The sequence below is a fragment of the Aldersonia kunmingensis genome (genome assembly GCF_001646865.1).
Lineage (GTDB): Bacteria > Actinomycetota > Actinomycetes > Mycobacteriales > Mycobacteriaceae > Aldersonia > Aldersonia kunmingensis.
The window spans coordinates 1-11,071 of record NZ_LRRB01000305.1; the positions used below are offsets into that span (position 1 = coordinate 1).

The following is an 11,071-nucleotide window of genomic DNA, read 5'->3' on the forward strand; positions in this document are numbered from 1 at the left end:
GTACGAGGAACACCACGTCGCCGACGTCCTGGTGATGGAGCTTGCAGCGATGAAGCCCGAGGACGACCGCTTCGACGCAAAGGCCACGGTACTTATCGAGTGTGTCAAGCACCATATCGAAGAAGAAGAGGAAGACTGGTTCCCCGCTGTGCGGGAAAGCCTGGGCCGCAAGAAGTTACAGGATCTCGGCGAGCAGCTGCTCGAGTTGCGGAAGAAGGCGCCCAGGTCACCCGCGCAGCCGTCCGCGTTGAAGAAGGCGATCGACGCCGTCATTTCCTAGAGGCGTCGACCGGCCCGCTGCCCGACGTCGGGTGCACTCATTTCGCTACCGGTCTGGCGAGGAAACGACGCGGCACTCGCTCGGCCGAGAACGAGGACACGTCCCTTACCCCAGGAATCCGGACTTACTCGAGGGGGTGGAACGTGATTGATCCCACGACACGCCGCAGTTTTTCGTTTCCAAGGCATAAGTTCGCAGTTCAAATGGTTGGCTGACGTTATGGCTTTCACTGCAACCAGTGCCGTCCCCACCATCGCGCTCAATGACGGTCACGTCATTCCCGCGGTCGGCCTCGGCGTATGGCAGGTTCCCGACGACCAGGCGCATGCTGCCGTCTCGACCGCGATCGAGGCGGGTTGTCGCAGCATCGACACGGCGGCGGCGTACCAGAATGAACGCAGTGTCGGCAGCGCGGTCCGCGAGTCGAGTGTGCCGCGCGAGGAAATCTTCGTCACCACCAAGTTGTGGAACAGCGATCAGGGATATGACGCCACGCTGCGCGCGTTCGACGCCAGCATGGACAAGCTGGGGCTCGACTATCTCGACCTCTACCTCATTCACTGGCAGGCCGCCGGTCGCGGACTCTACATCGATACCTTCAAGGCATTCCAGAAACTGAAGGGGGACGGGCGAATTGGCTCGATCGGCGTCTCCAACTTCACCGCGCCGACGCTGGAGAAGCTGATCGACGCCGTCGGCGAGGTGCCCGCGGTCAACCAGATCGAGTTGCACCCCCGGCTGATTCAGTCCGAATTGCGCGCCTTCCATGACGAACGAGGCATTGTGACCGAGGCCTGGAGCCCGCTCGGGTCCGGTCTGGTGCTCGACGATCCGACCATCGGCGCAATCGCCGAGGAACTGGAGCGATCCGTCGCGCAGGTGATCATCCGCTGGCATGTCCAGCTCGGCAATGTCGTCATTCCCAAATCGGTTACGCCCGACCGTATTCGGTCGAATCTCGACGTGTTCGATTTCCAGCTCGAGCCCGAACAGATGGCGTTGATCAGTGCGCTCGACGACGGCACCCGCACCGGGCCGGATCCGGACACGTTCGACAACTGAGCAGAGGTATCAGGACAGCGCCATTGCCGCCGCAAACCACGCACCGATGCGGCGGACGCTGTGCTTTGCTCGTACTCATTGCCCCGTAGCCCAGCCGTGCCGGAGGAGCCGATGATCGGAATCAGCCGTGACGACGATGTGGTCACGATCGAGCTGCAGCGCCCGGAGCGCCGCAATGCGCTGAACCAGCCGCTCTGTGCGGCCCTGAAGGAGGCGGTGCTCAACGCCGTCGACAGCGGGGGGCGGGCGATCGTGCTTACCGGGCAGGGCAGCGCGTTCTGCGCGGGAGCCGACCTGTCGGAGGTCTACTCCGACAACTTTGCCGACGGCCTGCTCGACATGCTGCACACGATCGATTCGGTCCCGGTGCCGGTGATCGCGGCGGTGAACGGCCCCGCCCTCGGTGCGGGCACCCAGATCGCAATCGCTTCCGACCTGCGTGTCGTGGCGCCCGAGGCGTTCTTCGCCATTCCGGCCGCGAAGATCGGCATCAGCGTGGACCGGTGGACCGTGCAGCGGTTGTCGTCGCTGATTGGCTCCGGCCCTGCCCGCTCGATTCTGATGGGCGTCGAATCGATCTATGCCGAGGAGGCGCATACGCGCGGACTGGCGAACAAGATCGGCACGCTGTCCGACGCACAGGACTGGGCGAAGACCATCGCCCAGCTTGCGCCGCTCACCCTGCAGTACCTGAAGCTGGCGTTCAACGACGACGGAACCCAGGACGAGGAGAGCGACGAGTTGCGCTCCGCCCTGCATCGCGCGTGGGGCAGCGAAGACGCGCAGGAGGGGCGCGCCGCGCGCGACGAGAAGCGGGAGCCCAGGTTCAAGGGACGTTGATCGACATCGCCTGCCGTCCTGGAGAGAAGGGATAACCTCGAGTCGTGGATCTCGCGAAGCTCATTCCCACGCAGCGGTTCAGCAATACCGAACCGGCCCGGCCCGTGGTCGACGCACCCTCCATGCTGGGTGCGCTGCTCACCGGGCGCCGTCGCGGCTACCCTGCTCGGCCTGTGCCGTTGGCGTCATCGCCCGTCCCGAAAGAGGCGGCCGAACTCGCGGTGACCTGGTACGGACATGCGAGCGCGATGATCGAAGTGGAAGGCCACCGTGTGCTGGTGGACCCGGTGTGGAGCAATCGGGTATCGCCGTCGTCGTTGGTTGGCCCTTCGCGGTTGCACCCGGTCCCGGTCGCGCTCGAGAAGTTGCCGCCGATCGACGCGGTGGTGATCTCCCACGATCACTACGACCATCTCGACAAGTCGACGATCCGCCGGCTCGCTCGGACGCAGTCGATGCCGTTCCTCGTCCCGCTGGGCGTCGGTGAGCACCTGCGCGGCTGGGGTATCGCCGAAGACCGGATCGTCGAATTGGAATGGGAGAAAAGCACTTCCATCGGCGATCTCACCGTCACGTGCACCGAGGCGCGGCACTTCTCGGGGCGCTGGCTGATCCGCAATCCGACGCTGTGGGCGTCGTGGGTCATCGCGGGCCAGGATCGCAGCGTCTACTTCGGCGGGGATACCGGTTACGGCAAATGCTTCGCCGAGATCGCCGGGCGGCACGGGCCTTTCGACGCGACGCTGTTGCCGATCGGCGCATACGACGTGCACTGGCCCGATATCCACATGAATCCGGAGGAAGCGGTCGCTGCGCATACCGATCTCAATCTCGGTGATGCGTCGAGGGGCGTGCTGCTGCCGATCCATTGGGCCACTTTCAATCTGGCGCTGCACCGGTGGGACGAGCCGGTGCGCCGGCTCGTCGCGGCGGCGAAGGACGCGGGCACGGCCATCGCTGTTCCGCGTCCGGGCGAGCGGGTCGATCTGCGCGAGCCCGGTACCTCCGATTCGTGGTGGGACGGGATCGGCTGATACCGCCTAGGCTGGCGGTCGGGAGAGGGAGGTTTGCGAATGGGCAAGCTGCAGATGATCAAGGGTTTGGTTACCAAGGGCCGCCAGGCCGCGGTGGAGCACCGAGACAAGGTCGAGTCGGCAATCGACAAGGCCGGCGACGTCGTCGACAAGCAGACCAAGGGCAAGTACTCCGCGCACGTCAACAAGGTGCAGGACGCCGCCAAAAAGGGGCTCGACAAGGCGTGACCCATGCCCGCTGAACCAGGCGAGCGACCGACCGACCCCGCGGTGCTCGAGCGGGTCCGGTCGCTGTGCCTTGCGCTGCCGGAGGCCACCGAACGGGTGAGCCACGGCGAGTCCGCGTGGTTCGTGCGGCGCTCGCCGCAGTTCCTGACGATGGCCGATCATCACCACGACGATCGGCTCGCGTTTTGGGCCGCGGCTCCCGATGGCGCCCAGGAGGGTTGGGTTTCCCGAGATCCCACGCGGTACTTCGTTCCGCCGTATGTGGGCGGGCGCGGCTGGATCGGGGTGTGGCTCGACGCCGACCCCGACTGGGACGACGTCGCCGAGATCGTTGAGGACGCCTTTCGCGCGGTCGCGCCCCGCAAGCTCGTCGATCGGCTTGATCCGGGAGCGGAGCCTGCGGAGTGACCCGGTCGCTCGGGAGCGGAGCCTGCGGAGTGACCCGGTCGCTCGGGAGCGGAGCCTGCGGAGTGACCCGGTCGCTCGGGAGCGGAGCCTGCGGAGTGACCCGGTCGCTCGGGAGCGGAGCCTGCGGAGTGACCTACCAAGGGCGCCGATAGCATGCGCGAGTGGCGAAACTGAAGGTGTCCGGCTACGTGCCGATCGAGCCCGAGCAGGCCTGGGCGCACGTCTCCGATCTGTCCGATCTCGGCTCCTGGCTGACACTGCACGAGACGTGGCGCAGCGAGGTCCCGGAGGAGCTCACCAAGGGCACGAAGCTGGTCGGCATTGCTCGGGTCAAGGGCATGCGCAACCGCGTGACCTGGACCGTCACCGACGCCAACTGTCCACGCCGCCTCGCCCTGTCGGGCGAGGGGAAGGGTGGGACGAAGTTCGGCCTCGAAGTGCTGGTCAGCGCCAAAGGCACGGGCTCCGATGTGGTGGTGCAGATCGAACTCGGCGGCCGGCCGCTGTTCGGCCCGATCGGCGCGGGCGCCGCTCGAGCGGTCAAGGGAGACGTGGAGAAGTCCATCCAAACCTTCGTAGAGCGTTACTCACCTCACCTGTGACTTTCGGTTCAGATAACATCAGCGCGTCCATTCGGACAAACGTCCAGATCGGCGCGCTTGCGTTGTTTGAAGAAGGTCCCGAGGAACATGTCCGCACGACACATCGTCGACCAACCGGTCGAAACCGGTAGGCGTCGTCCGCCGCGCGGTCTCGTCCTCGCCCTCGCGGGGTTCGTTCTCGTCGGCGGTGTGGTGGCGCTCGGGGTAGGCAAGGTCGTGCTCGACCGCTGCGACAGCATCGTCGAGTACCCGATGCTCGCTGACCCGAGTATCGCGCCGTCGATCAAGGCGCTGATGAACGATGTTTCCCCGGAGGATCTGGGGTGCGCCCGGATCAGCGTCTCCGCGACCCCGTCGGCGGACGCTCCCGCAACACTTGCGCACGCCGGGTCCACCGCCGCGCTGTGGATCCCCGCCTCGTATCGGTGGGTGAGCGAGGCGTTGCGCACCACGACGGTGCCCGTCGAGTTGATCAAGAAGTCGGTCGCGACGACACCGGCGGTGGTGGCCACCCGCGCCGTGGACGAACAACGCTTCGACAGCTGGATTGCAGCCTTCGAGCGGCCCCAGACGACCATGGCCGACCCGTCCACCGACCCAGGCGCGTCGGCGGCCGTGGCGGGTGCCGTGGCGGAGGCTGAGAAGGGTCTCACGAAGGTCAACGCGCTCGGTGATGCGATCGTCCCGCTCGGGCAGTCCGTAGCCGGCCGGGCGACGACCGAGGCGGTGGACCGACTCTCGGACGTCGCACGCAACGGCGGCGCCACCATAGTCACGGAGCAAGAGCTGGTTACGGCCCGCGCGAAGGGTGTCGATCTGGTCGGCACGGTGCCGCGATCGGGCAGCGGCCAACTGGACTTCCCGCTGGTCCTGACCGAACCGGTCACCGAGCGGCACGATGAGGTCCGCGCCGTGGGTGAGCGGCTGGCCGCAGCGCTTGCCGGCGAGGACGGCCGGGCCGAACTGTCCGCGCACGGGCTGCGCATGCCGGGCGCCGCACCGCTCGACAAAGGGCGCGGCGTCGGCGTGGTGGCCAATCTGTGGGTCAGTGACCGACGGCTTGCCGACGACGCGATGCAGCAGTTCGCGCTGGCGTCGCGCCCGATCCGCGTGCTCACCGTCGTGGATGTGTCCGGTTCGATGAGTGATCCCGCCGGGGCGGGCACTCGGCTGGACTTGACCATGCAGGCCGCGGACGCGGGACTGCGCGTGTTCGCAGACAACTCCGACGTCGGGTACTGGGCGTTCTCCATCGACAAGGGCGGTCCGGACCAGGACTGGACCGAACTCGTCCCGATCCGGCCGCTGAACGAGGTCGTGGGCAACACCACCCAGCGGGAAGTGCTTCGCGCGGCGAACAACAGCCTGCGGGGCATCGTCGGTGGCGGCACCGGGCTGTACGACACCACTCTCGCCGCGGTGCGCCGGGTCCGGGAGAGCTACCGGCCCGATGCGGTGAACGCGGTCGTGCTCCTGACCGACGGCGCCAATGACGACCACAACAGCATCACCCTGGCGCGCCTGCTCGAGACGCTACGTGCCGAGCGTGATCCGGCCAGGCCGGTGACGGTAGTGACGATCGGGATCGCCGATGGCGCCGATGTGTCTGTACTGCAACAGATTGCGGACGCCACGGGTGGAAGCAGTTATGTCGCACGTGACCCCGCGGAGATTCCCGATGTGTTCACCAATGCGCTGCGCGCGCGGCGGAGCTGATGATGCGCGGGCCTGCGCCCGCTGGTACTGATTAAGCGAGTACGCGCACGCCGGTCACCGAACACAGCCATTGTTCGGCGATCTTGTCGAGGGTGCCGTCCGCGTACATCTGATCCACTGCGGCGGAGACGCACGGCGTGAGCGGACTGTTCTTGGCAAGCAGGACACCGAAGCTTTCGGTGGCTCCGGCCAGCCGGGGAAACTGACCGACGAGGACGCTGCCCGGAATCTCGTGTTCAGTGATCTGTACGCCGGTCGGGAAGTCCACGATCAGCGCATCGATCCGCCCTTCGATCAAGGCCTGCTTCGCTTCGTCATTGGTGACAAAACCAACCGGCGGCGTCTTGGGGTGCAGTGTCGCTTCGATCGCTGCGAGACTGGTGGACCCGTTCATGGCGCCGAGACGGTAACCGCCGAGTTCGGCGAGAGTCTGTGCACGCGCTGCGCGATTGCCCTCCATTGCAACAACTGCCTGGGTCACCGAGTAGTAGGGCGACGAGAAGTCGACGTTCGCACGCCGCTCATCGAGGATCGTGAACTGATTGATGTTGATGTCGAACGGCTTCGGGCCCGGAAGCAACGCGTCGTTGAACGGTACCGAGATGAACGACGTCCGGTCCCGGGCGTATCCGAGCCGCTCCCACACCGCCGCCGCAACGGCGCCTTCGAAGCCCCTACCGTTGGTCGGGTCGTTATCGGCGAACCACGGCGCGTAGGCGGGAGAGTCGGTAGCGATCGTGAGTATGCCGCGGCGCAAAGTTTTTCCGCTGTCCGGACCGCATCCGGTGGCGGCGACGTCAGTCAATCCGGCCGGTGCGACAGAATCTGCGGTCGTCTGCGCGCTTTCGGACAGTGACGCCGTACCGCATCCGGCCAGCAGCAACGTCCCACTTACTGCCACCGTCAGGAAGGGGAGAGAGCCGCCCATGATTCTGGACATTCGCCCATCTTGCCCGTGGGTGTCCGGTGGGGCAAGGTTTCGATCATGCCGTCCCGGAAGTTCGGTGACATCCAGGTGGAATTCAGCAACCTGGACAAGGTGCTCTACCCAGACACCGGGACGACAAAGCAGGAGGTCATCGACTACTACGTCGCGATCGCGCCGGCGATGATCCCGCATATTGCCGGCCGGCCCGTAACTCGAAAACGTTGGCCGAATGGTGTCGAATCGACCCCGTTTTTCGAGAAGAACCTTGCCGAACACGCGCCGGATTGGATCGAACGGCACGCGATCGAGCACAGCTCCCGCGCGATCCACTACCCGGTGTTCGACAGTGTCGCCGGTCTGGCCTGGCTCGGTCAGCAGGCCTCATTGGAGATTCACGTGCCGCAGTGGCGGTTCGATACCGAGGGGGACCGGGGATCAGCGACGCGACTGGTCTTCGATCTCGATCCCGGTGATGGCGTCTCGTTGGCCGAGTGTGCACAGGTCGCGGTCGCGGTGCGGGATATGGTGGGCGAGATCGACCTCGTCGCGTTCCCGGTTACCAGCGGCAGCAAGGGAATTCACGTCTACGTGCCGCTGGACCGGGTCCTGAGCCCGGGCGGTGCGTCGAAGGTGGCGCGGCAGGTGGCCGATAACCTGGAGAAGATGCTCCCCGGCCTGGTCACCGCGACGATGGCGAAGTCGGCACGCCACGGCAAGGTGTTCCTCGACTGGAGTCAGAACAACCCGGCGAAGACCACGATCGCGCCGTACTCGATGCGTGGACGCGCGCAGCCGACCGCCGCCGCGCCACGGACCTGGGCCGAACTGGAGAACCCGGAGAACTTGCGGCACTTGCGTTTCGACGAAGTGCTCGACCGGTTCACCCGTTTCGGCGACCTGTTGCACGACCTGGATCCAACGCCGGAGGACAAGCTCGCGAAGTATCGGTCGATGCGCAATGCGGAGAAGACGCCGGAACCTGTGCCGCCCGCTTCGCCGAAGCCGAGTGCCGGCAACGCATTCGTCATTCACGAACATCACGCCCGTCGGTTGCACTGGGACGTCCGGCTCGAACGCGACGGGGTTCTGGTCTGTTGGGCAGTGCCCAAGGGCGTGCCGGAATCGCCCAAGGAAAACCGGCTCGCCGTGCATACCGAGGACCACCCCATCGAATACCTGGATTTCGCCGCGACAATTCCCAAGGGGCAGTACGGCGGTGGCGTGATGACGATATGGGACACCGGCACGTACGAGACCGAGAAGTGGCGCGACGACGAGGTGATCATCCGTCTGCAAGGTCAGCAGGTGGAGGGACGATTCGCGTTCATCCAGACCGGTGGCAAGAACTGGCTGATGCACCGAATGAAGGAGGAGAGCGAGACCGCATCGGGTGCAGACTTTCCAAGGGGAATGTCGCCGATGCTCGCCACGGCTGGATCCGTGGACGGGCTGAGCGAGGAAGAGTGGTGCTTCGAGGCCAAATGGGACGGCTACCGGTTGATCGCCGAAATCGACCGGGGCGAACTGAAATTGCGCAGCCGGGCGGGCAACGTTGTCACCGATCGCTATCCCGGATTGCAGGAGCTGGCAGGCGAGCTCGCTGAACATCGGGTAGTGCTCGACGGTGAGGTGGTGGTACTCGGTCCGAACGGCGTGCCCGACTTCGGGATGCTGCAGGTGGACGGCAGCGCTGCGCAGCTTCTCGCTTTCGACCTGCTGTACCTCGACGGCACCTCGCTGCTGCGCAAGAAGTTCACCGACCGGCGCAGGGTGCTCGAGGCGCTCGCGCTCAAGGCGCCCGGCCTGAGCGTGCCGCCACTGTTGGACGGATCCGGCGCCGACGCGCTGGCCGAGAGTCGTGACAAGGGCTGGGAGGGAGTTGTGGCCAAGCGCCGCGACTCGGTGTATCTGCCTGGCAAGCGCGGACATTCGTGGATCAAGGCGAAGAACTGGCTTACCCAGGAAGTGGTGATCGGCGGCTGGAAGCGTGGCCAGGGCGGCCGCCGAGGCCGGATCGGGTCGCTGCTGCTCGGTATCCCCGATGACGACGGGCAGTTGCAGTACGTCGGCAAGGTCGGCACTGGGTTCAGCGAGAAGGTGCTCGAATCACTCTCGGATCAGCTTGCCCCCATGCGGCGCGAAGACAGTCCGTTTGCCACAGCGCTCCCGACCGCTGAGCGCAAGGATGCGGTGTGGGTGGAGCCGAAACTGGTGGGGGAGGTGCGTTTCGGCGAATGGACCGGCCCCGGCCGCCTGCGTCACCCGGCCTGGCGCGGGCTTCGCGACGACAAGCACCCGGACGAGGTGCGGCGCGAGTCGTAGCGCGCGCTATGGTTCGCGCTCGCGGGTGCAAATTTTGTTCCCGGGTGCGAAGTTTCGCCCCCGTTTACACAATTTGCACCCGTTTGGCTGCACCCGTTCGGACCCCTGCTCGGGAACCCCGAGCGGGAGGGAGGTCAGGCGGGCAGCGAGACCGTATTGCCCCACTCGCCGGCGACGACGTGAACCGTCTGCCCGAACGGGTGCTCGCCGAGCAGGAAATCAACAAGTTCGGTTTCGCCCTCGGCGTTCTTGCCGAGGAACCGGCTGCCATCCGGGAGGCGGCCGAGGACGACCGCGGTCCGCCTGTCGCCGTCGTAGCGGATGGAGAACGTCTCGATCGTGCCCTCGCCGTTCGGCTCCTCGGTCAGTGGAACCGTTGCAGCCGTGTCGAGTTCGGCCTGCAGCTCGGCGCTGCGGTTCGGCCGCCACCCGACCGGCGTGGTCGAGTAGATGCCCACCGAGTACTTGCTGAGCATGCCGCCGTTGGCGCCGACGAAGCCGAAGCTGCCAGGCTTCTCGCGCAGCCGGGTGACGACCTCGGCGATCCCGTGCATGGAGTAGTTGTTGCCGGCGCCGCCGAAGTAGGGAAGGCCGCCAGTGACCGTCAGTCCGCGCGGATCGTCCGCCGCCAGGCCGAGCGCGTCGCTGATGTTGAACACCGCGATCGGGTAGCAGCTGTAGATATCGAGCATGTCCAGGTCGTCGACGCCGATGCCGGCAACCTCGAGCGCATGGTTGGCCGCGACCACCGACGCCGGGCCCGAGCTCAGGTCGGGGCGCTCGAGCAGGTGGTGCTCGGTCATGTCGGCGTGGCCGTGCAGAAACACCCAACGGTCTTCGGGCACACCGAGTTCGTGAGCAACCTCGACTGACGTCAACAGCACCGCGGCACCCTGGTTCACCTGATCGCGGGCGACGAGCAGCCGTGGGTAGGGATCGGCGATCATGCGGTTGCGTTCGGTGACGTTGACGAGTTCGTCGGCCTCGTAGACGTTGGTCGACGACGAATACGGGTTCTTCGACGCGATCCTGGAGAATGGCGCGAACAGTTCGCCCATCTGCGCGGCGTAGTGCTGTCGGCCGAGTCCAAGACGGGCGCGGCGCGCATTCTCGAAAAGCCCGTACTGCGAGACGGTGTCGACGAGTCCGTGCTTCACCATCGCCATGGTGACGAGGCCCTCGATGCCGTAGCCGCGGTCCTCGAGCTGCCCGCCGCGCTCCTCGTTGAAGTCGGGAGCGTCCGGCTTGCCACTGAAATGCCTTGCGGTGGAAATCGCTTCGGCTCCGAATAGCAGCACCGCATCGGTTTCGCCCGCTGCGATCGCGGCGGCAAACTCGGTCACCAGCTTCTGCGGCGACTGGCCACCGACAATCTCCAGCACGGCGTTCGCCGGGTCGGCACCGATTCGGTCGGCCACCGATCGCGGGAAGTTGTCCGACTTACCCAGCGGCACAGGCATTCCGGGTACGGAGATCTCGAACTGCCGCACGCCGGCCACTGTGTGGATCCGGGCCGCCACCGCGTCGGGATCGGCACCGGTGTCGGCGATTGCCGCACGTGCTGCTTCTGCGGCGAGGTCCACCGCGGACAGCGCGCGGTAGCCGTCGTCCTCGAAGCGCTCGGCAAACTGCCCGACGCCGACAAGGACCG

The 11,071-nt window shown here is 66.1% G+C and carries 10 protein-coding genes and 1 pseudogene; 9 read left to right on the forward strand and 2 right to left on the reverse strand.

All coding sequences use genetic code 11. The annotated features are described in order from the left end of the window. The 8 genes and pseudogenes from A8G08_RS24415 to A8G08_RS24450 all read left to right on the forward strand — a co-directional run. Positions 1 to 280: pseudogene (locus tag A8G08_RS24415) on the forward strand (hemerythrin domain-containing protein); the annotation flags it as partial. A gap of 219 nt (positions 281 to 499) precedes the next feature. After that, positions 500 to 1,342: an aldo/keto reductase gene (locus A8G08_RS24420; protein WP_068280060.1), complete on the forward strand. Its 843-nt coding sequence runs from the start codon at positions 500 to 502 to the stop codon at positions 1,340 to 1,342. 111 nt (positions 1,343 to 1,453) lie between these two features. Continuing rightward, positions 1,454 to 2,182, forward strand: a complete 729-nt coding sequence (locus tag A8G08_RS24425; protein WP_068280085.1) for an enoyl-CoA hydratase — start codon at positions 1,454 to 1,456, stop codon at positions 2,180 to 2,182. 44 nt (positions 2,183 to 2,226) lie between these two features. Continuing rightward, entirely contained in the window at positions 2,227 to 3,216 is a 990-nt protein-coding gene (locus tag A8G08_RS24430; RefSeq protein WP_068280064.1) for an MBL fold metallo-hydrolase, read from the forward strand. Between the two features lie 39 nt (positions 3,217 to 3,255). Continuing rightward, positions 3,256 to 3,444: an antitoxin gene (locus A8G08_RS24435; protein WP_068280067.1), complete on the forward strand. Its 189-nt coding sequence runs from the start codon at positions 3,256 to 3,258 to the stop codon at positions 3,442 to 3,444. A gap of 3 nt (positions 3,445 to 3,447) precedes the next feature. Further along, complete coding sequence (locus tag A8G08_RS24440; protein WP_068280075.1) at positions 3,448 to 3,852, forward strand: MmcQ/YjbR family DNA-binding protein; 405 nt, start codon at positions 3,448 to 3,450, stop codon at positions 3,850 to 3,852. A 161-nt stretch (positions 3,853 to 4,013) separates the two neighbouring features. After that, positions 4,014 to 4,454 (forward strand): type II toxin-antitoxin system Rv0910 family toxin, encoded by a 441-nt coding sequence (locus A8G08_RS24445; protein WP_068280077.1) that lies wholly within the window; start codon positions 4,014 to 4,016, stop codon positions 4,452 to 4,454. Between the two features lie 87 nt (positions 4,455 to 4,541). Further along, on the forward strand, positions 4,542 to 6,170 hold the full coding sequence (locus A8G08_RS24450; RefSeq protein WP_068280079.1) for a VWA domain-containing protein: 1,629 nt from the start codon (positions 4,542 to 4,544) through the stop codon (positions 6,168 to 6,170). A 31-nt stretch (positions 6,171 to 6,201) separates the two neighbouring features. On the opposite strand, the gene A8G08_RS24455 is transcribed toward A8G08_RS24450, so the two are convergent. Next, positions 6,202 to 7,110 carry an ABC transporter substrate-binding protein gene (locus A8G08_RS24455; protein ID WP_068280082.1) on the reverse strand — a complete coding sequence of 303 codons (909 nt, stop codon included), beginning with the start codon at positions 7,108 to 7,110 and terminating at the stop codon, positions 6,202 to 6,204. 45 nt (positions 7,111 to 7,155) lie between these two features. Between A8G08_RS24455 and A8G08_RS24460 the strand changes: the two genes are divergently transcribed. Further along, entirely contained in the window at positions 7,156 to 9,420 is a 2,265-nt protein-coding gene (locus A8G08_RS24460; RefSeq protein WP_068280092.1) for an ATP-dependent DNA ligase, read from the forward strand. A gap of 134 nt (positions 9,421 to 9,554) precedes the next feature. On the opposite strand, the gene A8G08_RS24465 is transcribed toward A8G08_RS24460, so the two are convergent. Beyond that, positions 9,555 to 11,071: acetyl-CoA acetyltransferase (locus A8G08_RS24465; RefSeq protein WP_169823366.1), on the reverse strand; the 1,517-nt coding region annotated here is incomplete at its 5' end.

What these genes read in the sequence shown, in the direction of transcription:
- A8G08_RS24460 (WP_068280092.1), top strand. Translation starts at nt 7,156, where the DNA reads ATGCCGTCCCGGAAGTTCGGTGACATCCAGGTGGAATTCAGCAACCTG.
- A8G08_RS24435 (WP_068280067.1), top strand. Translation starts at nt 3,256, where the DNA reads ATGGGCAAGCTGCAGATGATCAAGGGTTTGGTTACCAAGGGCCGCCAG.
- A8G08_RS24425 (WP_068280085.1), top strand. Translation starts at nt 1,454, where the DNA reads ATGATCGGAATCAGCCGTGACGACGATGTGGTCACGATCGAGCTGCAG.
- A8G08_RS24450 (WP_068280079.1), top strand. Translation starts at nt 4,542, where the DNA reads ATGTCCGCACGACACATCGTCGACCAACCGGTCGAAACCGGTAGGCGT.
- A8G08_RS24455 (WP_068280082.1), bottom strand. Translation starts at nt 7,110, where the DNA reads ATGTCCAGAATCATGGGCGGCTCTCTCCCCTTCCTGACGGTGGCAGTA.
- A8G08_RS24420 (WP_068280060.1), top strand. Translation starts at nt 500, where the DNA reads ATGGCTTTCACTGCAACCAGTGCCGTCCCCACCATCGCGCTCAATGAC.
- A8G08_RS24440 (WP_068280075.1), top strand. Translation starts at nt 3,448, where the DNA reads ATGCCCGCTGAACCAGGCGAGCGACCGACCGACCCCGCGGTGCTCGAG.